25 protein-coding genes are annotated in these 24948 nt (G+C 66.4%); 12 read left to right on the forward strand and 13 right to left on the reverse strand.

All coding sequences use genetic code 11. From position 1 onward, the window contains the following. Window positions 1–45: 45 nt before the first annotated feature. Window positions 46–837: a CoA ester lyase gene (locus FND50_RS17555; protein WP_007295935.1), complete on the reverse strand. Its 792-nt coding sequence runs from the start codon at window positions 835–837 to the stop codon at window positions 46–48. After that, window positions 837–2108 carry a CaiB/BaiF CoA-transferase family protein gene (locus tag FND50_RS17560; protein WP_144286514.1) on the reverse strand — a complete coding sequence of 424 codons (1272 nt, stop codon included), beginning with the start codon at window positions 2106–2108 and terminating at the stop codon, window positions 837–839. The genes FND50_RS17555 and FND50_RS17560 overlap by 1 nt, the downstream gene beginning before the upstream one ends. 224 nt (window positions 2109–2332) lie before the next feature. Here FND50_RS17560 and FND50_RS17565 point away from each other — a divergent pair, with 224 nt between their 5' ends. Next, window positions 2333–3253 (forward strand): LysR family transcriptional regulator, encoded by a 921-nt coding sequence (locus FND50_RS17565; protein ID WP_005262520.1) that lies wholly within the window; start codon window positions 2333–2335, stop codon window positions 3251–3253. A gap of 6 nt (window positions 3254–3259) precedes the next feature. Here the strand turns inward: FND50_RS17565 and FND50_RS17570 are convergent, their stop codons facing one another. The 3 genes from FND50_RS17570 to FND50_RS17580 all read right to left on the reverse strand — a co-directional run bounded on the left by FND50_RS17570 (window position 3260) and on the right by FND50_RS17580 (window position 6870). Then, window positions 3260–4105 (reverse strand): CoA ester lyase, encoded by an 846-nt coding sequence (locus FND50_RS17570; protein WP_144286515.1) that lies wholly within the window; start codon window positions 4103–4105, stop codon window positions 3260–3262. 43 nt (window positions 4106–4148) lie between these two features. Then, a complete protein-coding gene (locus FND50_RS17575) occupies window positions 4149–5267 on the reverse strand; it encodes a PrpF domain-containing protein (RefSeq protein ID WP_081276498.1) in 1119 nt (372 codons plus the stop codon). A 208-nt stretch (window positions 5268–5475) separates the two neighbouring features. Continuing rightward, complete coding sequence (locus FND50_RS17580; protein WP_144286516.1) at window positions 5476–6870, reverse strand: SLC13 family permease; 1395 nt, start codon at window positions 6868–6870, stop codon at window positions 5476–5478. Between the two features lie 351 nt (window positions 6871–7221). Here FND50_RS17580 and FND50_RS17590 point away from each other — a divergent pair, with 351 nt between their 5' ends. Continuing rightward, on the forward strand, window positions 7222–8142 hold the full coding sequence (locus FND50_RS17590) for a LysR family transcriptional regulator (RefSeq protein WP_144286518.1): 921 nt from the start codon (window positions 7222–7224) through the stop codon (window positions 8140–8142). A gap of 121 nt (window positions 8143–8263) precedes the next feature. Here FND50_RS17590 and FND50_RS36160 read toward each other — a convergent pair whose 3' ends face one another. Together FND50_RS36160 and FND50_RS17595 are read right to left on the reverse strand one after the other, a co-directional pair. Further along, window positions 8264–8428, reverse strand: a complete 165-nt coding sequence (locus FND50_RS36160; protein WP_186301308.1) for a hypothetical protein — start codon at window positions 8426–8428, stop codon at window positions 8264–8266. Between the two features lie 192 nt (window positions 8429–8620). Next, window positions 8621–8881, reverse strand: a complete 261-nt coding sequence (locus FND50_RS17595; protein ID WP_037206268.1) for an acyl-CoA-binding protein — start codon at window positions 8879–8881, stop codon at window positions 8621–8623. 283 nt (window positions 8882–9164) lie between these two features. On the opposite strand from FND50_RS17595, the gene FND50_RS17600 reads away from it, so the two are divergent. Further along, window positions 9165–10487, forward strand: coding sequence for a cyclopropane-fatty-acyl-phospholipid synthase family protein (locus tag FND50_RS17600; RefSeq protein WP_144286519.1), 1323 nt, complete (start codon window positions 9165–9167; stop codon window positions 10485–10487). A 341-nt stretch (window positions 10488–10828) separates the two neighbouring features. Beyond that, entirely contained in the window at window positions 10829–11695 is an 867-nt protein-coding gene (locus tag FND50_RS17605) for an alpha/beta hydrolase (protein WP_144286520.1), read from the forward strand. Window positions 11696–11755: 60 nt separating this feature from the next. On the opposite strand, the gene FND50_RS17610 is transcribed toward FND50_RS17605, so the two are convergent. Continuing rightward, window positions 11756–12256: a polyketide cyclase gene (locus FND50_RS17610; protein WP_222105605.1), complete on the reverse strand. Its 501-nt coding sequence runs from the start codon at window positions 12254–12256 to the stop codon at window positions 11756–11758. A 216-nt stretch (window positions 12257–12472) separates the two neighbouring features. Here FND50_RS17610 and FND50_RS17615 point away from each other — a divergent pair, with 216 nt between their 5' ends. Continuing rightward, window positions 12473–13093, forward strand: a complete 621-nt coding sequence (locus tag FND50_RS17615) for a class I SAM-dependent methyltransferase (protein WP_186301309.1) — start codon at window positions 12473–12475, stop codon at window positions 13091–13093. Window positions 13094–13274: 181 nt separating this feature from the next. On the opposite strand, the gene FND50_RS36165 is transcribed toward FND50_RS17615, so the two are convergent. Beyond that, window positions 13275–13856: an alpha/beta hydrolase gene (locus FND50_RS36165; protein WP_260851016.1), complete on the reverse strand. Its 582-nt coding sequence runs from the start codon at window positions 13854–13856 to the stop codon at window positions 13275–13277. A gap of 241 nt (window positions 13857–14097) precedes the next feature. On the opposite strand from FND50_RS36165, the gene FND50_RS17625 reads away from it, so the two are divergent. Together FND50_RS17625 and FND50_RS17630 are read left to right on the forward strand one after the other, a co-directional pair. Continuing rightward, complete coding sequence (locus FND50_RS17625; RefSeq protein WP_144286521.1) at window positions 14098–15162, forward strand: ATP-binding cassette domain-containing protein; 1065 nt, start codon at window positions 14098–14100, stop codon at window positions 15160–15162. Continuing rightward, a complete protein-coding gene (locus FND50_RS17630; protein WP_054246334.1) occupies window positions 15159–15914 on the forward strand; it encodes an ABC transporter permease in 756 nt (251 codons plus the stop codon). Before FND50_RS17625 ends, FND50_RS17630 begins: the two co-directional genes overlap by 4 nt. Window positions 15915–16156: 242 nt before the next feature. Here the strand turns inward: FND50_RS17630 and FND50_RS17635 are convergent, their stop codons facing one another. Both FND50_RS17635 and FND50_RS17640 read right to left on the reverse strand, forming a co-directional pair. Then, a complete protein-coding gene (locus tag FND50_RS17635) occupies window positions 16157–18220 on the reverse strand; it encodes a transglycosylase domain-containing protein (RefSeq protein WP_005262572.1) in 2064 nt (687 codons plus the stop codon). A 173-nt stretch (window positions 18221–18393) separates the two neighbouring features. Next, the gene (locus tag FND50_RS17640; protein ID WP_144289093.1) at window positions 18394–18678 is read right to left on the reverse strand and encodes a hypothetical protein; all 285 of its coding nucleotides are present in this window, start codon (window positions 18676–18678) and stop codon (window positions 18394–18396) included. Window positions 18679–18971: 293 nt separating this feature from the next. Between FND50_RS17640 and FND50_RS17645 the strand changes: the two genes are divergently transcribed. From FND50_RS17645 to FND50_RS17665, 5 genes are all read left to right on the forward strand, one after another. Then, a complete protein-coding gene (locus tag FND50_RS17645) occupies window positions 18972–19301 on the forward strand; it encodes a VOC family protein (RefSeq protein ID WP_144286522.1) in 330 nt (109 codons plus the stop codon). Between the two features lie 246 nt (window positions 19302–19547). Beyond that, window positions 19548–21395 carry a molecular chaperone DnaK gene (gene dnaK, locus FND50_RS17650; RefSeq protein ID WP_144286523.1) on the forward strand — a complete coding sequence of 616 codons (1848 nt, stop codon included), beginning with the start codon at window positions 19548–19550 and terminating at the stop codon, window positions 21393–21395. Next, the gene (gene grpE / locus FND50_RS17655; RefSeq protein ID WP_144286524.1) at window positions 21392–22063 is read left to right on the forward strand and encodes a nucleotide exchange factor GrpE; all 672 of its coding nucleotides are present in this window, start codon (window positions 21392–21394) and stop codon (window positions 22061–22063) included. Before dnaK ends, grpE begins: the two co-directional genes overlap by 4 nt. 86 nt (window positions 22064–22149) lie before the next feature. Beyond that, entirely contained in the window at window positions 22150–23229 is a 1080-nt protein-coding gene (locus tag FND50_RS17660) for a DnaJ C-terminal domain-containing protein (RefSeq protein WP_144286525.1), read from the forward strand. 49 nt (window positions 23230–23278) lie between these two features. After that, window positions 23279–23419: a hypothetical protein gene (locus FND50_RS17665; protein ID WP_260851039.1), complete on the forward strand. Its 141-nt coding sequence runs from the start codon at window positions 23279–23281 to the stop codon at window positions 23417–23419. A gap of 52 nt (window positions 23420–23471) precedes the next feature. Here FND50_RS17665 and FND50_RS17670 read toward each other — a convergent pair whose 3' ends face one another. Together FND50_RS17670 and FND50_RS17675 are read right to left on the reverse strand one after the other, a co-directional pair. Then, window positions 23472–24002 carry a DinB family protein gene (locus FND50_RS17670; RefSeq protein WP_144286526.1) on the reverse strand — a complete coding sequence of 177 codons (531 nt, stop codon included), beginning with the start codon at window positions 24000–24002 and terminating at the stop codon, window positions 23472–23474. 25 nt (window positions 24003–24027) lie between these two features. Continuing rightward, window positions 24028–24897, reverse strand: coding sequence for a GNAT family N-acetyltransferase (locus FND50_RS17675; protein WP_144286527.1), 870 nt, complete (start codon window positions 24895–24897; stop codon window positions 24028–24030). Window positions 24898–24948 lie beyond the last annotated feature (51 nt).

Raw genomic sequence — 24948 nt, forward strand, 5'->3', positions numbered from 1 at the left:
GGTCCACGGTTGGGGCTATGGCCGGGAGCGGGGGGTGGGGGTTTGTCAGGCGTGCGCAAAGTCCAGGATCTTCCTTGCCCGTTCCGCGACGGGGAGATCGACGAATTCGCCCGTGGGCAGTCGCACCGCGGCCCCGCCGGCGTTCTCGAATGCCTCGATGACTTGTCGAGCCCAGTCGATGTCGTTCTGTCGCGGACTGAAGGTGGTGTGGATGGCCGGAAGCTGAGCGGGGTGGATGGCGGACTTGCCGAACAGGCCGAGGTCACGGCTGTGGGTGGCCTGGCGGACGAGTCCGTCGGTGTCGTCGATGTGCGGGTAGACGCTGTCGATCGGTGGGGCGATGCCGGCGGCGCGGGCGGCGACGACGAGGTGGGAGCGCACGTACTGCATAGGTGCGTCCCCTTTCCCGGTGCCGAGGTCCTTCTGCAGGTCGATACCGCCGAGGGCGATATGGGTGACCGCGGGGTGCTCGGCGATCGCAAAGGCGTTGGCGACGCCCTTCGCGGTTTCGATGGCACAGATCAGGGGTCTTCCGGGGGCGCGGTCCGCGACCCAGTGGATGTCGTCGAGTGTTTCGACCTTGGGGATGCGGATGCCGTGAGCCGATGAAGCGACAGCATCGAGGTCGGCTCCGGCGAGTTCGGTGCCGGGCGCGTTGATCCGCACCCATGCGGTGTGGGTGGTGAGGACGAATGCGACATTGTCCCGCGCCGTCGACTTCTCGGCGGGTGGCACCGCGTCTTCGAGGTCGAGGATGACGGCGTCTGCGCCGGCGTCGAACACCTTGCCGAGGAGTTTTCGGTTGTGGCCCGGGGCGAACAGGTAGCTGCGGTCCATCAGAGGACCCCCTTCTCGGCGAGTTCGGTCAGTCGGTCCGGGTCGATGTCGAGGGCTTCCTTGTAGAACTGTTGGTTGTCCTGGCCGAGTCGGCGGCCGGCGAAGTTTATCGCACCGGGTGTTCCGAGCATGCGGATCATGAGGTTCTGCATCTTGATCGGGCCGAGGTCGTCGTCGACGACGGTGGTGATGCAGTCGCGGTGTAGGACGTGCGGATCGTTCATCAGTTGCGCGACGTCGTAGATCGGTGCCAGTGCGGCGCCCACGCGTTCGAATTCGGCCGTGACTTCGTCCAGCGGCCTGTCTGCGATCCATTTCGCGACGGCCTCGTCGAGAAGGTCGCCGTTTCGGCTGCGTTCGCGGGCGGAGTCGAACCAGGGTTGTTCGACGACGTCAGGGCGGCCGACGAGGCGCATGACGCGCGCGGCGACGGAGGTGGCGCTCGCGGAGATGGCGACCCACCGCCCATCCTTGGTGAGATAGGTGTTGCGTGGGGCGTTGTTGGGGGAGCGGTTGCCGTTGCGACCGGCGATGGTGCCGAGCTGGTCGTACGCGGTGGGGCCGGGGCCAAGGATCCCCAGCAGCGGTTCGAGCAGAGACAGGTCGATGACCTGCCCCTTTCCGTCGCTGTCCGGGCCGTTGCGGTGCAGCAGCGCGGTCACCACACCGAATGCGCCGGCGAGTCCGGCGACACCGTCGGCGAGACCGAAGGGCGGCAACGTCGGCGGACCGTCCTCGCCACCCGTTTGGTGCGCGAATCCACTCATGGCCTCGGCGAGGGTCCCGAATGCTCGGCGCTCGGCGTAGGGACCGGATTGGCCGAAGCCGGTGACCCGCAGCATGATCAACCCGGGGTTGAGGTCGTGGAGCCGGTCCGGTCCCAATCCCCACTTCTCGAGGACACCGGGGCGGAAGTTTTCCACCAGAACGTCGGCATCGACGACGAGGTCGCGGAGCATCTGCTGACCCTCGGCGGTGCCGAGATTGAGGGTGATGCATCTCTTGTTGCGCGAGATCACCTTCCACCACAGACCGTGGCCGTCCTTGCGTGCTCCGTGTGAGCGGGCGGGATCGCCTGTGGGGTGCTCGATCTTGATGACGTCGGCGCCGTAGTCGCCGAGCATCATGGCAGTGATCGGTGCGGCGTAGACGGTACTGATGTCGAGGACGCGAATGCCGTGCAGGGGGCCACGCGTCGGAGAATGGCGGTTGCCTGTGCTGGCGTCGGCCTGGTCGTCAGGCGAATGGACGTCACTCGGGTGTGCAGTCATAGGCTGTCCTCACGCGTGGGGGAGTAGATGCGGTGGGCGGCACTCGACATCCGTCGCCGTGGACGAGCGTCGTCCGACGGGGCGGGTGCGAGCCGGTGTCACGGTGCGGCCGGAGTGTTGAGCTGCCACTGCCGCCAGCTCAGCCTGACACTCGCACGGTTCAACTACAATCACGGATGTATTGACAGGTGTTAACTTTCTCTAAAGCCACAGGAGGTGGGTGGGTGCTGGACACGACCAGGATGTTCACGCTGCGCGCGGTCGCGGAGCATGGGTCGATCACCGCGGCAGCGTCGGCGCTCGGGTACACCACATCGGCTGTCTCCCAACAAATCGCCAAGCTGGAGAAGGAGGCCGGGCAACCGCTCCTCGAGCGGCACGCGCGCGGCATCGTGTTGACCGAGGCGGGGCGGTCGGTGGTCAAGCACACCGAACGCATCCTGATCGAACTCGAGGCCGCCGATGCCGAACTCGCGGAGATCAAAGGGCTGCGTGCAGGTGTGCTGGCGCTCGGCACGTTCCCCACGGCTGGGTCGTCACTGCTGCCACTCGTGGTCAAGGAGTTCAAGACCCGGCACCCGGGGGTCGAGCTGAAGGTGCTCAGTGGCCGGTTCGCGTACTTGGTCGATGCGCTTCGTCGCCGGGAGACCGAACTGTCGCTGCTGTGGGACTACGAGTGGAATCGGGTCGATGACCCCACGTTGACGTACCACCACGTGATGAACGATCCGACCGTGCTGCTGGTGTCGGAACGGCACCGTCTGGCAGACCGCGACTCGATCCGGATCGCCGAATTGCGCGACGAATCGTGGGTGGTCCGCGCCGACGATCATCCGGTCGCGCAGACCCTCGAAAAGCTCTGTCAGCAAGGTGGTTTCACGCCACGCACGAGTGTCTTCGCGCACGACTACGGTGAGGTGCAGGCGATGGTGGCTGTCGAGCTCGGCGTGGCTATTGCTCCGCGACTGGCCGTACTCAACCTTCGGCCCGACGTCCGGTCGATTCCCCTCGCCACCCGTCCGCCGCAGCGCCGGATCCTGGTCGCGCATCTGACCGAGCGGCGGCTCAGCCCGGCCGCGCAGGAAGGGATCGCGGTGTGCACTGCCGCCGCCCACCAGTTGCAGGAGGGATTCGAAACCGGATAGGACCGGTCAGCTCCGGCGGATTCCGAACGCGTCGGCGAGGCGGGTGATCTTCTCGGCCCGACCGAGCCGGGGCGGGTCGCTGCCGTCGCGGACAACGCGGCCGCGGGCTTCGAAATCGGCGAGAAACTCCCGCGCCCAGGTCACGTCCGAGGGCGTGGGGCTGATCGACTCGTTGATTACCGGCAGTTGTTCGGTGTCCAGGCACAGCTTCCCGGTCAACCCGAGGGACACGGACACGGCCGACTGCTCACGCAGCACGGTGTGACTGTTGCTGACGGTGGGACCGTCGATCGGTCCGGGCAGGTTGCCGATTCGGCTGGCGACCACCAGTCTGGAGCGGGGGTAGGCCATGGCGAGGTCGTCCGCGCTGGTGCCGGTGTCGCGGCGATAGTCGCCGCTGCCGAAGGCGAGTCGGAAGACGCCGCGGGCGCGGGCGATATCACCGGCCCGGTCGATTCCGAGGGCGGATTCGACCAACGCGAGTACCGGGGTGGCTGCGCCGAGTCGGTCGAAGGTTTCGGTGATATGTTCTGCGGCTTCGGTTTTCGCAAGCATCACGCCTGCCAGTCCGGGAAGCCCGGCGAGGCGATCGACGTCATCGCTCCAGTACGACGAGGACCGGTCGTTGATCCGCACCCAGGCCGAGGTGTTCTCGAGCCAGGCGGCGACCTCCTCCCGCGCGGTGGATTTGAGTTGGGGGTCGACGGCGTCCTCGATGTCGAGGACGATCTGGTCTGCGCAGGAGCGGTCGGCCTGGTCGAACAGGTCGGTTCGGGTGCCGTTGACCAGAAGCCAGGATCGGGCGATCCGCGTGTCGATCGGTCTGGGCGCGATCGCGATCTTCTCGGGCATCAGGATTCCTGTCGCATCGCGGGGGCGGGGCTGTGCGGAGTCCTCACCGCGCGGAGCCGACCAGTGCCGGAGCCGGCGCCGGGGCGGTGACGAACAGTTCCGCCGATGCGATACGGCGGGCCGCCCGGTGCAGGGTGACCGATTCGAGTACCCCGTCGAGGGAAACGGAGAGGTCGACATCGAGTACCCCGGCGGGTGTTCCCACCCGAAGCGATCCCGGCCACCGGACCTGTGTGTTGTCGGTGACGACACCTCCGGTCACGGTGGAGGCCGCGGCGACGGCGACCGCGGAGGTGAGCCCGATCGCCGGGTGCGGGGCGAGCATCGATAGCATCCGGACCGAGATGTCGTAGTCGTCACCGCGGATGTCGACGCCGGCGCTGGTGCGGTAGTCCGCCGGCGGACCCACTACACCGACTTTCGGAATCGCATGGGAGACGGGATCTCCCGGCTTGCTCAGTCCCATCCGCAACGACGCTTCCTGTCGCAACCGGAGAAGCAACGGCAGGTGTTCGGCGATCGTCTGGTTGTCCTCCGCACCGGTCAGCCCGAGGTCGGCAGCGTTGAACAATGCAGCCGGGGCGCCGGCGACGACCATCGTGGCGCGGTACGTGTGGTCGGCAATCGAGATCTGATCGGCGGCGGCGCCGGTGGGCAGCAGTGTGGCCGCACCGGCGGCGAGACCGGTGAAGGTGAGCCCCACCGGGACACCCAACGCGCTGGTACCGGGCACGGCGGCGTCGCCTTCGGTGGGGATCATCCCGCCCGGAGTGGCGATCTGGGCGTCCAGGATCGCGCCGGTGTTCTGGTTCCGCATCCGCACGGTCGTCGTCGCGGAGTCCACCGGAACGAACCCGGACTGCAGTGCGTACAGCCCGATCGCCGTGGCGCAGTTTCCGCAGTTGCTGCCCCATTCGACCTGGCGGTCACCAATCGCGACCTGAGCGAACAGGTAGTCGACGTCGATTCCGGGCTCGCTGGAGCGGCGCACGATCGCCGCCTTCGATGTGGTCGAGCTGCCGCCGCCGACACCGTCGAGCTGACGCGGATCACCCGAGCCGAATGCCGACGTCAAGATGGCATCCAGGCCGCCGGCCTGAGCAATGAGCGGATCGACGTCGAATGCGTTGAACAGCCAGCACTTGCTGGTTCCTCCCCGCATCCAGGTTCCATGAAGTGTGAACACGGTCCGGCCCACCTTTCGGGTTCGAAGAGTTTGTGAGGCACCGCTGGAGGCTCTGATCGGATGGGGAGCGTGCTTCCCAGCGGTGTCCCACTGCCCACCCTGACCTACATCAGGGTGGAGAACAATGGCGAATAAATCGATGAGGGTTAACTTCAGTTAAACCCTCGCGGGTGCTGTCTGCGCGTCAGACCAGAGTCGGGACGGCCACCAGCACCAGCCAGCACAGGGCCGGCGCGATCGCGACCACGATGCCCGCGTTGAGGAGCAGTTGCCGGTAGAACCGGGGACGCTCGATGTTCTGGGCGTTGGCGAGGACGAGTGCGCCGTTGGTAGAGAACGGGGAGACGTCGACGACGGTGGCGGAGATGGCGAGTGCTGCCACGACTCCGACGACCGGCAGCGCCCCGGTCTGCAGCAGAGGAAGCGCGAGCGGGATGACCGCGGTGAGAAGCGCCGTCGACGATGCGAACGCCGAGGTGACGCCGATGACGTAGCAGAGGACGACGGCGACCAGCAGCGGTGCGCCGATGGTGATCGCCATCTCGGCGAGATGGTCGATCGTGCCGATCTCTTCCATGAGCGAGATGTAGGTGACCATGCCGGCGACGAGCAGGACCGTGGACCAGCTGATACCGGCGATGGCCTCACTCTGCTTGGACAGGTCGGTGAAGGCGAGGATCGCACCGGCCGCGATGGCGACGAAGCTGATCGGCATATGCAGGACCAGGACCAGCACCAACACCCCGGCGATCAGGACGAGCGTGAGCTTCTGGACCCCGGTGACCGGCTGCACGTCGTGGTCGGTGCCGACCTCGGTGCGCGGCGTCCGGATGAGTACCTGGGTGCCGCCCCGGCCGGACGATCCGCCGGCCGGGATTCCACCGGGTCCCGCAGTGGGGGTGCGTAGTACGCTCCCCACGCCGTCGGAGTCGATTCCGGCGCTGGAGCCGGTAGCGGTGAACTCGAGGTTCCGTACCCGGGCGAGGACGGCGTAGCCGACCACTGTGAGGACCGAGAGCAGCAGATTGATGCCGTAGCTGGCGAAGAACAGGGTCCAGGGCGCGATCGTCAGGCCGCTCGACTCGACGATGTCACGGACCAGCACACCCGAGACCGAGATCGGCGAGAACGCTCCGGCGTGCGCACCGTTGATCGTCATGATGCCCATCACCAGCGGACTCATTCGAGTCCGAGCGGCGAAGGACATCGCCGCCGGCGAGATCAAGGCAACGGCAGCCGGGCTGAACGTGCCCAGGGCTGTGAGCACCGAGGCGCAGAAGAAGAACACCCACGGGACGATCGTCACCCGTCCACGAACACCACGTATACAGGCATTGACGAGGAGGTCGATCGTCCCGTTCTTCTTCGCCATACCGAAGAAGTAAGTGACGCCGATGATCGTCAGCACGATCGAACTGGGGAACTCGGCGAGGATTTCCTTGTCGTCGTAGCCGAGGATGAAGGCGCCCACGACGAATGCGCCGATGAACCCCAAGATGCCGATGTTGATGGGGAAGAAGGTGGCTATCACGAACATTGCCACCAACGCGATCAGTGGCAGTATCTCGATGGAAGTCATGGGCGTACTTTCGGTTCGCTGCGGGGCGGATCGAACGGCTCCTGGGCGGCAGCCGGTCGCGACGGACGGACGTGAATAGAATTGGGAGACAATAGGCGTGGGGCGGGGGTTGTCTCTTCCGCCACCTCGCTGATGCCGGCCGGCGCGACGAGCAGTGAGCGCACTGCGTGATCGACGGCGTCGTCGGGGCGATTCCGTGCCGTGATCCCGTGCGGGGGAGTAGCGATCGTCTGCATGTCACATCCTTCACTTGATCATTACGCAGATCACACTATGAGCGGGTTATGTTTATGACAATGTCGTATTTCTACGACGGGGTTTAGCAGGATTAAAGGCTTGTTGGAGGTATCGATGCGCAACTCGTTCGACGTGGTGACCCTGTTCCTGCTCCTCGACATCGACGAGGCCGGATCGCTCACCGGCGGCGCAGAACGCGCCAACGTCACGCCCTCCGCCGCGTCGCAGCGCATCGCCAAACTGGAACAGGAGATCCGGCAGCCGGTACTGACCCGCCTGCCTCGTGGCGTCCGGTTGACGGAAGCCGGCGAAATTCTCGTCACGCGTGCGCGCCTGTTCCGTCAGGAAATGCGTGCCGCCCACGGCGACCTGGAAGCTCTGCTGGGACTCGAGCGCGGCACCGTCCGACTCGGCTCCTTCCCCACCGTCAGCGCCTCACTGCTCTCGGACGCGCTGAAGAACTATCACGCCCACTGGCCGGGCATCGACGTGCGCGTCCAATCCGCGGTCCGCCCGCGACTGCTGGAGATGCTCCATTCGAGCGAGGTCGAGATGGCGTTGCTCTGGAGTTACGACTGGACCGAGGAGACCGAGAAATCCCTCGCCCTCGTGCCGCTGATGGAGGACGAAACAGTCCTGCTCGTCCCGTTCGACGCGCCGTACGCCGTCGATGTCACGGTGGCATCGCTGCGATCGGCGAAGTGGATCATCCGCAACGCCGACCACCCGGCGGCCGAAGTGCTTTACCGCAGCTGCGACACGGCCGGATTCACCCCCAACGTCGTCTACGAGGCCCATGACTACCAAGAGATCGAAGCGATGGTCGCAGCGGGAGTCGGCATCGCCATGGTCCCGCGTCTGGCCGTCGCACATCATCGCCCCGACGTCTACGCAGTCCGATTTCGTCCCACCGACCGGGTCCCGACACGCTCGATCTACATCGCCTCGCTCGCCCGCCGGCAGTACACCCCCGGCATGCACGCCGTCTCCCGGGCGCTACACGACGCCGCCGACGCCATCGCCACACAGGCGTAGAACCGGCCTACAGCTGATCGACCACCCCTTCGGAACAAGGGGTGCGAGTGTCGATGACGCTGACGAGCGGCGTTTCGCCCCAGCCCTGCTCGATACCTCGTTGTGGTGTCACCGCTTGTCGCTACCGACGCCGACGGGCTCCTGCCCCCGCGACCATCCGCTCGCGCCACCGGACCCGGAACACCCGCACGCCCGCCGGTGCGGTCACCACCTCCCGGACGGCCCGGTCGGCGCGGACGGCCGCTGCATCTACACCGTAGGTGTAGACGCTCGAATGAGCGGGCACAGAGCTGATTCCGGGGAACGATGTACTTCTCCGGCGTCGACCCGCACGGAGCCAGCGGCTTGCCCGCTGTGGAAGCCGGGTTCGCTGCTAACACTCCCGTCTCGATGCGCGTGCCGGCGCACGTCGGCTTGCGGCGACACAATTCGGCTCTCGTATGGGCGATCGGGCAGCACGGGACCGGAACTTCCAAACTCAGCCCTGCGTGAGCCTGGCTACCAGGTCGACGTAGCCCTGCTTGGCGTCGGCGCTGCTCGTACCCGCCAACTTGGCCCAGGCGTCGTACTTGGCGCGGTTGACCATGTCCAACCGACCGGGCCGCTTGCCCTCGACATCACCCTTCGACCCCTGCTTGAACAGCGCGTACAGCCGCAGTAGCTCATCGTTGGCAGGTCTCGAGGTGAGCTTCTTGACGTTCTCCTGTGCATCGGTAAACGCCTGATCCAGATCCGACATGGGCACCCCTGGCTCTCGGACGGACTCGTCGACGCCATCGTAACGCCGGAGCCGAGGGCGCCTGATCCGTTCGCTCCGAGTTGGCAGTGCGCCATCGCGGTCGCGGTCGGCGCGTGAAGCCGAGCGGCGTTCGGAGACAGGGTTATGCCGAGCGGGAATTGGTGTGAAGGTGTGCGGCAACGGGGGTTCCATCGATATGGTCGACGAGGTGGGTTTGCGGGACGTTGGTGCGGGTCGACAGTCCTGTGCGCTGGTCGGACCCCGAACTTCGACGGAGGTGTGTATGACGGTCGCTGACACGGTGGCGCCGCTGGTTCGTGCGGTGGTGGGTACGCAGGTCCCGGTGGGGATCAGGTGTTGGGACGGTAGTCGCAGTGGGCCTTCGGACGCGCCGTGGCAGGTGCACATCGTCAATCGGCGTGGTCTGCGGCGGTTGCTGTGGGCGCCCAACGATCTCGGTTTCGCTCGGGCCTACGTGTCCGGCGACATCGACATCGAGGGAGACCTGCTCGCCGGGCTGGACGTGTTGGAGCAGGTGTCGGACCCGAGCAGGGGTCCCGGTGTGCGGATCGACAAGCAAACGAAGAAGGCACTGGCGACAGCGGCGCTGCGTCTGGGGATCATCGGCCTGCCACCGAAGCCGCCGGCGGAGGAGATGAAACCGGCGCGCGGGCACCGGCACGACAAGGATCGTGACGCCGCCGCGATCAGCCACCACTACGACGTCGGCAACGACTTCTATCGACTGGTGCTCGGTGAGTCGATGACCTACTCGTGCGCGTACTGGGCGGAGCCGACCGCTGATCTGGACGCGGCTCAGTACGCCAAATGTGATCTGGTGGCCCGCAAGCTCGGCCTGACCGCGGGGATGCGGGTCCTCGACGTCGGCTGCGGGTGGGGGACCTTCGCGCTGCACGCGGCGCGCAACTACGGCGTGCACGTCGTCGGTGTCACCCTGTCCCACGAGCAGGCGGAATACGCCGGCAAACGGATGGTCGACGCGGGTGTGGGGGACTTGGTGCAGATCCGAGTCCAGGACTACCGCGACGTCACAGACGGTCCCTACGACGCGATCTCGAGCATCGGCATGGCCGAGCACGTCGGTGCCGCGATGCTGGCGACCTACGCCGCGGACCTGTTTGCGCTGCTGCGCCCGCGGGGGCGGTTGCTCAACCACGCGATCTCGCGACGACCAGGCAAACCCGCTGCCAAGTTCTCCAAAACGTCCTTCATCGATCGCTATGTGTTCCCCGACGGAGAAATCGAACCGATCGCGCCGATGATCGAGGCACTCGAAGGGGCGGGGTTCGAGGTGCGCGACGTCGAGTCCCTGCGCGAGCACTACGCGCTGACCCTGCGGGCATGGGTGGGGAATCTGGAGGCGAACTGGGACGAAGCGGTGGCCCACAGCAGCGCCGGGCGGGCACGGGTATGGCGGCTGTACATGGCCGGCGCGGCGTTGGCTTTTGCGGCGAATCGGCTCGGTATCAACCAGGTTCTGGCAGTCAAATCCTCCGAACGGGGTGAGAGCGGAATGCCCGGCACCCGCGCCGAACTCTTGCAGTCATCCGCACCGATAGCATCTTGGCCGGGTCGCGAACAGTGAGAACCGTCGGGAAGTAGATAATTCAACCGACGACGGCCGACACTCAGATTGTTCGGTATCAGCGCGCCTCACCGGATCCTTCGACTTCTCGATCCACCGGACTGCCAAACGATCGAGTGATCGATTCGCAGTAGAGGTCGACGATCAACAACGACGGACGGATACGGACACCAGACTCCGGCCGTGGCAATGCAGCCTTTCCGCAAGCCGAACGCCTATCGGCGTACCCGATCGGCGATCGCTGACCGGCGACCTGTTGCGAGGACGTAGGGCATGATGGGTCCGCGTCGCTCGGTGCGGCAACAGCGTCGTGATGAGACCCCCGAGGGTGAGGAGGGCGCGTGCGGTTCGCGCTGGACGATTTGTCGGCTGACGTGCCGGCGGAGCAGGTCGATGAAGCTCGGAGCTTCTACAACTCGCGGCCAGCTGGACGTGGCCCCAGCACTCTCGAGGAATTGAGGGACATGCGGGCGAGGCGGTCCGGTCCTTCTCCCGCCGATCCACCGGCGATCGAAGAGATGGTCGAAGCCGCGGGAGCACGCGTCCCGGTGAGGATCTTCACTCCCACCGACGGCCGAGCGCGGGGCGTCTATCTGGACATACACGGTGGCGGCTTCTACATGGACTCCGCAGCGCGAGATGACGCGCGTAACCGTGAGCTCGCAGACGCTCTCCACATCGCCGTCGTCAGCGTCGACTACCGGCTGGCACCGGAGCACCCGTGGCCGGCCGCACCCGATGACTGTGAAGCGGCGGCGCTCTGGCTCGTCGGCCACGCTGATGCCCGCTTCGGATCATCACGACTGGCGATCGGGGGGCGGTCGGCGGGAGCCACACTCGCTCTGGCAACACTCCAATTCGGCACCTATGACTTGAGCGCGCAGACTCCGGCCGGACGTCGGATCGCAGACGAGTATTTCATCCAGGCCTACGTCGGCCACGTGGAAGATCGCACCACTCCGGACATCTCTCCCGTCTACGGCGACCTCCACGGCCTTCCCCCGGCGCTGCTGGTCGTCGGATGCAATGACGTGTTGTTGGAAGACAACTTCGCGATGGCAGGTCGGCTCTCCGCCACCGGCAATGACGTCGAGCTCCGGATCTATCCCGAGTCGCCCCACGGGTTCACCGGCCACCCCACGGCAATGGCCAGGACGGCCCTCACCGGCATCGATTCATGGCTCCTCGAGCGGCTCGCCCAACCGTAGGACTACTCGACGGCCTTCTGTGCTCGGGCGGACCGCGACGGCGGGCCGACCGGCAGATATCTAGCGGTCGGGGGTCCGAGCCCGGGACGTCGGTGCGGCAAGCTCGGCCAGGTGGTGCAGCGAGTTGATGAGATGGTCAGGACCGAACGGCGGGAACTGGAGGTACTCCCGGATGGACTGTGGCACCGCCGACCAGTCGTAGGTGAGCGTGACCGCAGTCTCGGAGGGACCACGTGGCACCAGGTCGTAACGCCAGAACCAGCCGCCGAACTCCAGGTGACCGCCGTCCTTCTCCTGGCCCGTCAGCCAGGCAATGGCGCGCGGCGGATCGAGCACCTGGACCTGGTTGGCCACCTGGTAGTCGCCGTTCGGGTGGTTGGGGTGATACATGTCCATCCGGAAGATCTGCCCCACCTCGGTCAGCGGCGACTGGTCGGTGGCTTCCTGCACCCAGCCGGTGCCGTCGATCGCAGAATGGGTCGTCGGGTCGGCGAGCACCGCGAACACCGTGGCGGCGGGCACGCCCACGGTCAGCGTGGCGCTCACGTTCTCTTGGTCCACGGTGTGCACGCTCCTTGTCACCTCAACGCGCTCCTCCCGCTGGAGCGGAAGGAGCATTCATTACATACAGACTGCGCGGCGACGAGGAATTCATCGGCCGTGGGTAGCAGAGTTTCCCGTGCTACCTGCTCAGAGAGTTCCGCTCGAGGGCCGGCTGTCGGGACGTGCCGGTCAGCGTTCGGCATCTGGAGCACGCCATCGACGATCATTGACGGCATGGCGAATACGAGCGCCCGACCAGGCGACACCGTCCGAGAGTCATACTCGGCCAGATCTCAGGAGTACGTGGACCTCTTTGGCTCCGTGACTTCGACACACCCATCGGATCGGGCCCTGGTGAGCAGCTGGGCCGCCACCCTGACTGGTCCCGTACTCGACGCCGGCTGTGGTCCGGGGCAGTGGACAGACTTCTTGGCAGCGTGCGGACTGGCTGCGAGCGGGATCGATCTGGTTCCTGAGTTCGTCGAACGAGCTCGTACGCAGTATCCAGACCTCCCTTTCGAAGTCGGCGGCTTCGAGGCATTGGACGCCGAGACGGAATCACTGGGTGGTGTGCTTTCCTGGTACTCGCTCATTCACCACAGTCCGCAGGACATCCAGACTCCGCTCGCCGAGTTCGCACGCGTGATCCGGCCGGGCGGAGGGTTGTTGGTGGGCTTCTTCAAAGGAGCAATCGTAGGGACTTTCGACCATGCCGTCACCGCTGCCTATCGTTGGCCGGTAGCGGAACTCAGCCAGAAGTTGGTCACGGCCGGCTTCGAGGTGATCGAGACACATACACGAACGGGGAGCGGTCACAGGCCTCACGGCGCAGTCACCGCACGCCGTTTGCCGTGATCGGGCCCCGGGTTCCGCTCGGCGAGCACGCCCGAACGCAGCCGCCAGTCGCGCGCAACGGCCGTCGTCCGAGTTCGGCCGCTATTCAGGTGCCGCGGCCGCCTCGGTGTGGGCGTTGAATACGAGTTCCCGAAGGTGTCCGCCGCGGTCTTCGAAGTGACCGGTGCAGGACCCGTCGCAATCATCGGCTGGACGAGGCACCGATCCACCTGCCGCGGTCCTCAGTTGGGCAGCCGCTCGAGGATCGCTTATGGTCCGCGTCACCGCTCTCGCCGTCGAAGATGTTCTGCGCGTGGGCGGAGCCCGGCAGAAGGATCATCTCGTGGTCGACGCCTGGTGAGCTGTCGGCGAGCTGCTGCGACACGTGGGCGACGGGCTCGTCCTCGCTGGCGATGAACAGCTTGGGCTCCCCGCCGAGGCCGTCGACAACCCGGTTGGGGGAGAGCAATACCAGCTGATCAGGGAGGTCGGGCTGCTGGGAGGCAAGTGGCAGGATCACATCGGCGCCCGCACTTCCGCCCACCAGTGCGACGTCGGCATGCCCGTCGTCGTGGAGCTTTGCGACGGCGGCCGCGATCGACTCCGGCGCGATGTCCTCGACGGCGACGACAGTGGCACCCTGGTCGGCGATCGCTGTGGCTTGATCCTCCCAGCTGGCGGCGTCGAAGACGGCACCGTGGGCCAGCACCACGCCGTACTCGCCGTTGCCCCATTGCAACGCGGCCGCCGCCGACCTCGATCGTGGTGCCGACGGGGTCACCACCCGTCGATGGTGGGTCGTCCTTGTCGTAACCCGCCCGGTGCTTCGATGACGGAACGTCTGTCGGAGCGCTTTTCTTGCCTGCTGCCCTCGGACCCTCACACACCGGCGACTCCGCCGGGGACCGCATCACTTAGTTCTGTGTGCGGAAGGAGTCTGCATCACGCAGAGAACGAAAACGGGTTGTGCCCCGACCTGTCATCTTTGAATACTGGCCTGACCGACCTCGAGGAGAGTGCTTGTCGTGATTCGTGCACGTGGGCTCGTCCAAACCTTCCACACCCGCCACGGACGGGAGAAATCGGAGGTTCGCGCCGTCGACGGGGTGGATCTCGATGTCGCCGAAGGCGAGGTCGTCGGGTTCCTCGGCCCCAACGGGGCGGGGAAGACCACGACGTTGCGGATGCTGACCACCCTGCTGCGGCCGACCGCAGGCGAGGCCACAGTCGCCGGATACGACGTGGTCCGCGCATCCACGCAGGTGCGGCGGAGCATCGGCTACGTCTCGCAGAGCGGTGGGGTCTTCAGCGGCGCCCGGGCAGGGGAGGAGGTGATGGATCACGGCATGCTCTACGGCCGCTCCCGGCGGGACGTCGAAACCCGCGGCAGAGAATTGTTTTCGCAATTGCAGCTGGACGGGCTGTGGGACCGGATGCCGAAGACGATGTCGGGTGGGCAGAAACGCCGACTCGACATCGTCATGGGGCTGATTCACGAGCCGAGCCTGATGTTCCTCGACGAGCCGACGACGGGCCTCGATCCTCAGGCGCGGGCGAACCTGTGGGAGCATATTTCCGAGCTGCGGACCCGCCGTGGTGCGACGGTCTTCCTCACCACCCATTACCTGGACGAGGCCGACACCCTCAGCGACCGCATCGTCATCATCGATCGTGGTCGAATCGTCGCCTCGGACACGGCGGAGAACCTCAAGGCGCAGGTCGCCGGCGATCTCGTCGACCTCGAAATCGCCGACCTCGACATGGTGCCGCTGGTGAGAGACAAGCTGGGCACGATCGCCGAGGCACCGCGGCACGGTCTGGCCGGTGTGGAGGTGGACGGCCATCATGTCCGTGGTGAGGTCCAGCGTGCCGGGCGCGCGATCCCGGGACTGCTTCGCGACCTCGACCGCACCGACGTGACCCTGGCCTCGATCGAGGTGCACCGGCCGACCCTCGACGACGTGTTCTTGACGTTGACCGGACGGTCGCTGCGCGACGCCGAGACCGCCGCCTCCGATACCGCCACCGGGGACCCTGAATCCGAGTCCACCCCCGCCCCCGCGCTGACCACTCCAGGAGCAGGCCAATGACGTTCGCCCGTGAGAGTTTCATCGTCTTCCGCCGCCAGCTGCGGATGAATCTGCGCAACCCCGCCTGGGTGATCATCGGCCTGTTGCAGCCGGTCATGTACCTGTTGTTGTTCGGGCCGTTGCTGACTCCGCTGGTGGGTCAGTTCGGGGTGGACAACGCGTACACGTTCTTCGTGCCGGGCATGTTGGTGCAGTTGGGGATCTTCGGTGCGTTCTTCGCCGGATTCAGCCTGATCGGGGAGTGGCGGGAGGGCGTTATCGAGGCGGAGCGGGTGACTCCGGCCAGTCGCACCGCTTTACTGGTCGGGCGACTGGGTCGGGACCTGCTCCAGTTGTTCGTGCAGGCGATCATCTTGGTGTTGCTCGGCTTCGTGATGGGTATGGAGGCGTCGTTGCGGGGCATCGTGTTCGGGGTGCTGCTGACGTTGCTGCTCGGCGGGGCCTGTGCGGCGGCGTCGAATGCATTCGCCTTGACCACCAAGAGCGAAGACGTGATGGCTCCGGTGATCAACATGGTGATGATGCCGGTGTTGCTATTGTCCGGAATTCTGTTGCCGATGACGATCGGTCCTGCCTGGTTGCAGACGGCCAGCGATTTCATGCCGATCCGCCATGTCGTCGACGCCGTGCGGGATTCGTTCTTCGGTGACTTCGCGAACTCCGCGATTGTGTGGGGAACCGCGTGGGCGGTGGTGTTGTTCGTCGTCGCGGTGTGGTGGGGAACCCGTACCTTCCGCAAGGAAAACGCCTGACCGAGCGCACCCGCACTGCTGGAAGTCGATGTGCGCGTGGGTTTGCCGGCCGAGGTCGAGATCCGCGTCTCCACCCCCGGAGAGAGGCCCCACCGGCGCGAAACACGACTGACGCGGCCGGTGAGGCACTTGTGTTACCGCGCGGGCTCCCGCCCGCGTTACACAAGGAGACAGGTGAGATCCAGCTCGCCGTCAGATGTTCTCCTCTCTGCACGCTGGAGGACCACGCGCCGGCCCTCCAGTCAGCGAGCGAAGCGCGGGTCGATCGGAGGCAGGGTGGTGGGGCCGAAGTTGTTTGCGATCGGCATCATCGCCGTGAACCAGGTGCGGGCCGGCTCGGTGCCGCCGAACAGGTTGCCGTCCCCACACGAGCGGAGTGGGCTGGTGCAAATCTGTCCGGGGGTCGGTGAGTCCCCGAATACGTAGACGCTGCCGGCCAGGTTGTTGGTGTACCCGATGAATGCCGACGACATGTGCGATTCGGTGGTCCCGGTCTTGCCGGACATCGGCAGCTTCCACCCGGCGGCCGCGGCCGCGGCCGACGCCGTGCCACCGGGCAGGTCGTCCTTGCTGAGCCCGTTGGACAGGGTGTCGGCCAGGCCGGGATCGATGACCTGCTCGCAGGCTTGCTGGGTGAGGGGGACCGGCCTGCCCTCGCGGTCGACGATGGAGTCGATCGGGGTCGGTGGGCACCACTTGCCGTGTGAGGCCAGGGTCGCGGCGACATTCGACAATTCGAGCGGATTGATCCACACCGGGCCCAGGGTGAACGACCCCAGATTCTGGTCCTTCTGCATGTCGGCCAGGCTCTGGTCTCCGAACCCGGAGGTTCCCGGTTCGGTGTACGACCGCATGCCGAGGCGCACCGCCATGTCCACCGTCGCATCCACGCCGGTGGCCTGGAGAAGTTTCACGAACGCGGTGTTCGGGGACTGGGCGAGGGCGTCGGTGACCGACAGCGCCCGCGGATACGGGGCGGCGTTCTGCACGCAATAGGTCGCCGCAGGGCACCCGGGGGCACCGCCGTCGCCCATCCCGCGGGCGTCGAACCGCCCGGGCACGTCGAGGATCGCGTTGAGCCGCAAACCCTTCTCCATGGCTGCTGCGGTGGTGAAGACCTTGAACACCGATCCGGCGCCGTGCCCGGACAGTGAATAGGGCAACTCCTGGACCGTCTCCGCGGCGGCTGCGTCCAGGCCGTAGTTGCGGCTGCCCGCCATGGCCAGGACCCGGTGTTGGTCCTGCCCGGGCTGCACGACGTTCATCACGCTCGCGATGTCCGGGAGTTTCGGGTCGGCGTAGGTGGACACCGCCGCCTTCACCGAACCCTGCACGGCCGGATCGAGGGTGGTGCGGATCAGGTAGCCGCCCTTTTCGAGTTGCTCCCGGGACAGCCCGGCGGTCTGGAGGTACTGCAATGCGTAGTCGCAGAAGAACCCGCGGTCACCGGCGGCGATGCATCCGCGGGGCAGGTTGTTCGGTTTCGGGAGCACCCCGAGCGGCGTTTCCTTCAGGGCGCGGATCTCGGCGGCCCGGTCCGGAACATTCACGACCAGGGTGTCGAGAACGACATTGCGGCGCTCGAACACCCCCTCGGGGTTGGTGTAGGGGTTGAGCGCGGAGCTGGACTGCACCATGCCCGCGAGCATCGCCGACTGCGCCAGGTTCAGGTCCTTGGCGTCGATGCCGAAGTACGTGCGGGCGGCGTCCTGCACCCCGAAGGAACCGTTGCCGAACGGCACCAGGTTCAGATACCGGGTGAGAATTTCCTCTTTGGAGAGTTCCTGATCGAGGGTCATCGCCATCCGGATCTCCCGGATCTTGCGGACCGGCGTGGTTTCGATCGCGGCACGGCGTTCGGCGTCGGTCTTGGCAACCACGTGCAGCAGGTAGTTCTTCACGTACTGCTGATTGATGGTAGAGGCACCCTGTTCGATCTGACCGCTGGTGGTGTTGGTGAAGAACGCCCGCATCGTGCCCTGCCAGTCCACCCCCTGATGTTCGCCGAACCGTCTGTCCTCGATGGAGAGAATCGCCAGTTTCATCTCGTTGGAGATCTGGTCGCTGGGAACCTCGAATCGGCGCTGGTCGTACAGCCAGGCGATCGGGTTCCCGGTGATGTCGGTCATCGTCGTCACCGCCGGCACCACTCCGTCGGCCAGTTCGGCCGAGGAATTACCGACGCTGTCGGCGGCACGGTTGGATGCGTACCCCAGCCCGGCGGCGACCGGGAACATCACCCCGGCCAGCATTACCCCCGCGGCCACGGTGGCGCCGGCGAGTTTGAGAACGGTCCTGGAATGCAATTACGGCACCTCATTCCGACGGGGTGCACCGGAACGAATCTACCGGTGCGGGAACGATAATCGGGCCGCGCGGCACGGTCGGGGGAGAGGTGTGGCGCGCGTGCCCGTGGCGGTCACGAGAGGGTGGCTGCGGCGTCAGATCCGATGATGGGACGGTAGCCGGTGCCGGTCGGTCACACCCGCAGCACACAGGTGCTGTTCCGCACGGGCATGGGCGACTCGGCCGAGGTCGATGACGGTGCCCGGGCGCGGCCCGGCAGGGACAGCCGTGTGCCGACGGCACCGCGCCCCGGGGTGCGGCGCCGCGCGAGCGTCCCGACGAGATCTGGGAGGGTCTCGAGCACATCGCCCGCCGCGTTGGTGTGACCGATCCGCACGACCATCCCGTCGGCGGCGATCACCGCCAGCACGGTGAGCAGCGCCGTGCGCCGCCGCGAGGATTGCCGACCGCCACACACAGGGCTCAAGGTAACACCGATCGCGCTTTCCCAACGGGTTCCGGGGTCAGAGCATCAAAGGCGGTGAAGCGGTGGGCGATCCGCCACCGCTAGGGGAGGGCGGATCAGCGACCACGCCGAAACGGCCGGCCGAAACGTCACCGGAACCTGCGTGCGTCGATACGCTATGGCGGACACACACCGACAGAACGGTCAGGAATCGAGAAGCGCCCGCCCTCGCGGGCACACAGCGTGGTTGCTGCCATCGCCGACGAGGCGGTCGCCGATGATCGCCGTAGCCCGAGGAGATGAACATGAGCCCCACGATCCGCAGCCTGGTGATCCCCGTGTCCGACCTGAACGCCGCCAAGGCGGTCTACACCGCGCTGCTCGGCGCACCTCACACCGACGAGTCCTACTACGTCGGGTACAACGTGGACGGCTTCGAGGTCGCCCTGAATCCAGGTGACGAGACCGCCGGACCGGTTGCCTTCGCCGACGTCGAGGACCTCGACGCGACACGCGAAACTCTGCTTGCCGTCGGCGCAACCGAGCGCACCGCTCCGCGTCACGTCGCACCCGAGACACGGATTTGCGTGCTCGCCGATGCCGACGGAAACCCGTTCGGGCTGCGCGGCCGATAGACGTCGGCGTTGCCGGGCGTGAGCGGCGGCGCGGTCTCCGGTGGCTAGTCGTCGAGGAGTTCGAGATGGTGGTGCTGTGACGCCGAGCGACACACACAATGTTGAGCGTTCTACGCTCAATTCTTTGCCTTGACCTCGATCTCTCCCGGGGAGAAAATTGAGTCGATAACACTCAAGTTCGGTGGGTGTGATGCCGAACGATCAGCGGAAGCACCACACCCACCCGGTGTGGTGCTGGAGGCGGTCATGGCTCGCGCGGTGGGTATCGATTTGGGGACCACGAACTCGGTGGTGTGCGTGCTCGAGGGCGGCGACCCGAAGGTGGTCGCCAACTCGGAGGGTGCGCGCACGACCCCGTCGGTGGTGGCATTCGCGAAGAACGGTGAGGTGCTGGTCGGCCAGCCCGCCAAGAACCAGGCAGTGACGAACGTGGACCGGACGGTGCGCTCGGTGAAACGGGAGATCGGCACCGACTGGCATGTGGCGATCGACGACAAGAAATACAGCGCGCAGGAGATCAGTGCCCGGGTGCTGATGAAACTGAAGAGGGACGCGGAATCGTATCTGGGTGAGGACATCACCGACGCCGTGATCACCGTCCCCGCGTACTTCGAGGACGCCCAGCGTCAGGCCACGAAGGAAGCCGGCCAGATCGCCGGTCTCAACGTCCTGCGCATCGTCAACGAGCCCACCGCGGCCGCCCTGGCCTACGGCCTGGACAAGGGCGACAAGGAACAGACCATCCTGGTCTTCGACCTCGGTGGCGGCACCTTCGACGTCTCGCTGCTCGAAATCGGCGACGGCGTCGTCGAGGTTCGCGCCACCTCCGGCGACAACCACCTCGGCGGTGACGACTGGGACGACCGGATCGTGAAGTGGCTCGTCGACAAGTTCAAGGCTCAGAACGGCATCGATCTGACCAAGGACAAGATGGCCCTGCAGCGTCTCCGCGAGGCCGCCGAGAAGGCCAAGATCGAACTGAGCTCCTCGCAGAGCACGTCGATCAACCTGCCCTACATCACCGTCGACGCGGACAAGAACCCGCTGTTCCTCGACGAGCAGCTGTCGCGCAGCGAGTTCGAGAAGATCACGTCCGATCTCCTCGACCGCACCCGCGCGCCGTTCCAATCGGTGATCAAGGACGCGAAGATCGCCGTCAAGGACATCGACCAGGTCGTGCTCGTCGGTGGTTCCACCCGTATGCCCGCCGTGACGAATCTGGTGCGCGAGCTGACCGGCGGAAAGGAACCGAACAAGGGTGTCAACCCGGACGAGGTCGTCGCCGTCGGCGCTGCCCTGCAGGCCGGTGTTCTCAAGGGCGAGGTCAAGGACGTGCTGCTCCTCGACGTCACCCCGCTGTCCCTCGGCATCGAGACCAAGGGTGGCGTGATGACCAAGCTCATCGAGCGCAACACCACCATCCCGACCAAGCGTTCCGAGACCTTCACCACCGCTGACGACAACCAGCCCTCGGTGCAGATCCAGGTGTTCCAGGGTGAGCGTGAAATCGCCTCGCACAACAAGCTGCTCGGCTCGTTCGAGCTCGCGGGGATTCCGCCGGCACCGCGTGGGGTGCCGCAGATCGAGGTCACCTTCGACATCGACGCCAACGGCATCGTGCACGTGACCGCGAAGGACAAGGGCACCGGTAAGGAGAACACGATCAAGATCCAGGAGGGCTCCGGTCTGTCCAAGGAGGAGATCGACCGGATGATCAAGGACGCCGAGGCGCACGCCGCGGAGGACGCCCAGCGTAGGGAGGAAGCGGAGGTCCGCAACCAGGCCGAGTCACTGGTGTACCAGACCGAGAAGTTCATCAAGGACAACGAGGACAAGGTGCCCGCCGACGTCAAGGAGAAGGTCGAGTCGTCGATCGCGAATGCCCAGGAGAAGTTGAAGGGCAGCGATGTCGCGGCGATCAAAACGGCCATCGAAAAACTGGCCACCGACTCGCAAGCCCTGGGTCAGGCGATCTACGACGCGCAGGCGAAGGACTCGGCCGCCCCCGGCGGGGGGAACGGGTCCTCTGAAGGCACCGATGAAGTCTTCGACGCTGAGGTGGTGGACGAACCTGGACGGGAGGACACCCGATGAGTAGCAGCGAGCGCCGCAACGGCGACAAGCCGCCGCGGGAACCGATCTCGATCACCGACAAACGCCGCGCCGATCCGGAGACCGGCCGGGTACGTGGGCACACCCCGAGCGATCCTGTCACCCCGACCCCACAACGGGATCCCGACCCGACCACGCCGGACGCCGAGATGCACCCTGGTGACCGGACCGATCGAACCGCGGGCGAAGACCCTGATCGAGTGACGGAGTTGACCGCCGATCTGCAGCGGGTGCAAGCCGAGTACACCAACTACCGACGCCGGATCGAACGCGACCGGCACGCCGCCGTCGAGGCCGCGACGGCCTCGGTGGCGGCGAAATTTCTCGGGATCCTCGACGACCTCGACCGCGCCCGCGAGCACGGCGACCTCGAAAACGAACCACTGCGTGCGATCGCGGCCAAGCTCGGTGCAATCCTGAGCGGCCTGGGAGTGGCCGCATTCGGCGAAGAGGGCGAGCGCTTCGATCCCACCCTGCACGAAGCGGTCCAGCACGAAGGCACCGGGGGTGATCCCGTCGTAGACCGGGTGCTGCGCCGCGGCTACACATTCGGTGACCACAAGGTGCTGCGGACCGCGACGGTCACCGTCGTCGAGGGGGTGGCCCCGCCGGGAGATGTCACGGGCACGGCACCGGCCGGCGATTCCTGAGACGCCGACCGACAGCCTGACGGCGCCGGTCTCGGAGCGCACGGCGCTCTCGCCCAGCGGCCCCCGCGAAGGAAGGAGGATGCCAAGTGTCGCAGCAGGAATGGTTCGACCGTGACTTCTACGCCGCCCTGGGTGTCCCTTCGACGGCGTCGGCCGAAGAGATCAAGAAGGCGTACCGCAAGCTGGCGCGGGAGCTGCATCCGGACGCCAACCCGGACAACACCGAGGTGGAAGAACGATTCAAGAAGGTCAGCGAGGCGCATGCGGTGCTCTCGGACCCCGCCAAACGCAAAGAATACGACCGCATGCGCAGGCTGTACCGATCCGGGGCGTTCACCGGGACGGGTTTTCCTCCGCGCGCCGGGTCGGGGGGCTTCGACTTCGGGGACCTGTTCGGGAGCGGTTCGCCCTTCATCGTGGGCGATCCTCTGGGCGGGGTCGGTGATGTGCTCGGGGACCTGTTCCGGCGCGCCGGAACCCGAACTGCGTCGGCCCGGCCGAGGCGGGGCAGTGACGTCGAGACCGAGACCCGGCTGTCGTTCCGGGAGGCGGTCGCCGGGATGGTGTTGCCGCTGCGGGTGAGTGGGCCGATGGTGTGCACCAGCTGTCACGGCTCCGGCACACGACCGGGAACCCGGGGCACGGGATCGATCGTCGACGCCCCGTGTCCGGACTGCCAGGGCGCCGGGATCGGGGACCGCACCCGCACCGTCTCCGTCCATGTTCCGCCCGGGGTGAGCGACGGGCAACGCATCCGGCTACCGGCGCAGGGCGAACCTGGTCTCGGCGGGGCGCCGTCGGGGGACCTGTACGTCACCGTGCGCGTGGACCCGGACCCGGTGTTCGCCCGCAGCGGCAATGACCTCACCGTCACCGTTCCCGTGTCGTTCGCCGAACTAGCCTTGGGGACAATGCTGTCCGTGCCCACCCTCGAAGGTCAGGTCGGTGTGAAGATCCCGCCAGGCACCCAGTCCGGGAGAACGTTCCGGCTGCGCGGACGTGGGGTGCCCCACCGCGGCGACGCGGCGGGCGATCTGCTGGTCACCGTGGAGGTCGCGGTCCCGCCCGATCTCGGCCACGAAGCCGCTGAGGCGCTGCGTGCATACGCCCGGGCAGAGGCAACAGGCGGATTCGACCCTCGCGCCGGCTGGGCCGACGGTAAGTGACGTCGGGAACGATCCCGAACATGCCCCGGACCTCAGCAGGGTGCTGTTCGTGTGCAGCGGCAACCGTGCCCGCTCCGCGATCGCGGAAGCTCTGATGCGCGAGCACACCAGCGAACGGATCGAAGCAATCAGTGCCGGCACCCGCCCCGAAACCGGGCATGCACCCCCAAACGGTGTTGGTGCTGCGTGAGGAGTTCGGGATCGACATCTCCGACCAGCATCCCCGTCACCTCGACGCACATTCAGTCGAGGGTGAGCTGGTGGCGGTGGAAGTCGAAGTGCAGGCCCGGGTAGCGGTAGAGCTGTTCGGCGGTCATGTAGTCGTCGAAAAACGGATCCCAGCGGACTGGAAAGTGCATGCCACGGTGCAGGTTCGCGTTCGTTTCCCGGGCCAAGGAACGTTGTAGCGACGCAATGAGGCGGTCGAAGTGGCGGCCCATCCGGCGTCGGTTGTAGACGCGCGCCGCCAGGGCGGAGCCTCGATAGTTGACCTCGTCGAAGACTGGGGTGGCGGCATCGAGCGCATTCGCGAACCGTCGGCTCGCCCCCTCGGGCAACCGGGCGAACATCCGGATCAGCAGGAGCAGCCGGCGAACCACCATGTAGCCGAAGACCATGTGGAACAGCAGCTGCTCGTTCGTCCACCGGGTACCGGACGAACGTTGCGAGAGCTCTACGGAACTCGCGGCGTCGAGCAACTCGTGCAGCACGCTCCGGGCGCGCTCGAGGTCCGCGGCGATCGCGGCACGATCGACAGGTGACTGCTCGGACATTGCGCACTCCAACTGATTCGGAGGGTTATCCGGCGACGGGGGAGCGGCGTTCGAGGACGACGGTGTCGCGCCAGATGCCGTCGAGTTGGGCGATACGTTCGCGGACACCGAGGGTCCGGAATCCGGCGGAGTGGTGCAGGGCGATGCTGGCACGGTTCTCCGGGAAGATCGAGGTCTGCAGGGTCCACAGCCCGGCCTCGTCGGCGACGATCACCTGGGTGCGCAGCAGGACTTTGCCGACCCCGCGCCCGCGCATCCCGTCGGCGACGTAGATCGAGTTCTCGGCCACCCCGGCGTAGCAGTCCCGCCCGGACGTCGGGGACAGGGCGGCCCAGCCGACCACCGTGCCGTCGATCTCGGCGACCCACCGATGCCCGGGAAGCCATTGCGCGTCCAGGGTTTCCCGGGCGGGGACTTCGGTGGTGAAGGTGGCGGTGCGGGTGGCGATGCCCTCGCCGTAGATCCGGCGCACCGCCTCCCAATCCTCGTCGCGCATCCGGCGAACCGTGACGTCTTGGGGCAGGTCGTCCGGGCAGCAGGGGCGCGCGGTCAGCACCCCCATCACTGCGTCGGCGGCGTGTGGCAGACCGGTGCAGCAGGACGGGTTGACCGTGACGACGGTGCTGGTGCGGTCCTTGTGGACGGACACGAACCCGACGTCGGCGAGCCTGCGCACGTGGTGCGACACCGTGGGCTGACCGATGCCCAGCGCCTCGGCCAGCGCGCCAACGGTGATCCCGGCCGGCCGGGAGGCGACCTGATGCAGCAGCCGCACCCGGGTGGGATCGGCCAGGCAGGCGAACCACCCGGCGTAGGTCAGCGCGTCCTCCGGCGCCAACGCATCCACCTGATCGGCGCCAGGGGTGCGGACGGCCGGCATGTCCAGGGAAGTCATACCCTTTACTATATCGATATTGATCGATGGTTGCCTTCATCGACACGCATC

This window comes from Rhodococcus sp. WB9 (assembly GCF_007558985.1).
GTDB classification, from domain to species: Bacteria; Actinomycetota; Actinomycetes; order Mycobacteriales; family Mycobacteriaceae; genus Rhodococcus_F; species Rhodococcus_F opacus.

Coding starts and splice junctions, on each gene's coding strand:
- FND50_RS17560 (WP_144286514.1), bottom strand. CDS start 2,108: ATGACTGCACACCCGAGTGACGTCCATTCGCCTGACGACCAGGCCGAC.
- dnaK (WP_144286523.1), top strand. CDS start 19,548: ATGGCTCGCGCGGTGGGTATCGATTTGGGGACCACGAACTCGGTGGTG.
- FND50_RS17645 (WP_144286522.1), top strand. CDS start 18,972: ATGAGCCCCACGATCCGCAGCCTGGTGATCCCCGTGTCCGACCTGAAC.
- FND50_RS17600 (WP_144286519.1), top strand. CDS start 9,165: ATGACGGTCGCTGACACGGTGGCGCCGCTGGTTCGTGCGGTGGTGGGT.
- FND50_RS17670 (WP_144286526.1), bottom strand. CDS start 24,002: ATGTCCGAGCAGTCACCTGTCGATCGTGCCGCGATCGCCGCGGACCTC.
- FND50_RS17675 (WP_144286527.1), bottom strand. CDS start 24,897: ATGACTTCCCTGGACATGCCGGCCGTCCGCACCCCTGGCGCCGATCAG.
- FND50_RS17570 (WP_144286515.1), bottom strand. CDS start 4,105: ATGCCCGAGAAGATCGCGATCGCGCCCAGACCGATCGACACGCGGATC.
- grpE (WP_144286524.1), top strand. CDS start 21,392: ATGAGTAGCAGCGAGCGCCGCAACGGCGACAAGCCGCCGCGGGAACCG.
- FND50_RS17595 (WP_037206268.1), bottom strand. CDS start 8,881: ATGTCGGATCTGGATCAGGCGTTTACCGATGCACAGGAGAACGTCAAG.
- FND50_RS17630 (WP_054246334.1), top strand. CDS start 15,159: ATGACGTTCGCCCGTGAGAGTTTCATCGTCTTCCGCCGCCAGCTGCGG.
- FND50_RS17590 (WP_144286518.1), top strand. CDS start 7,222: ATGCGCAACTCGTTCGACGTGGTGACCCTGTTCCTGCTCCTCGACATC.
- FND50_RS17575 (WP_081276498.1), bottom strand. CDS start 5,267: ATGCGGGGAGGAACCAGCAAGTGCTGGCTGTTCAACGCATTCGACGTC.
- FND50_RS17580 (WP_144286516.1), bottom strand. CDS start 6,870: ATGACTTCCATCGAGATACTGCCACTGATCGCGTTGGTGGCAATGTTC.
- FND50_RS17555 (WP_007295935.1), bottom strand. CDS start 837: ATGGACCGCAGCTACCTGTTCGCCCCGGGCCACAACCGAAAACTCCTC.
- FND50_RS17615 (WP_186301309.1), top strand. CDS start 12,473: ATGGCGAATACGAGCGCCCGACCAGGCGACACCGTCCGAGAGTCATAC.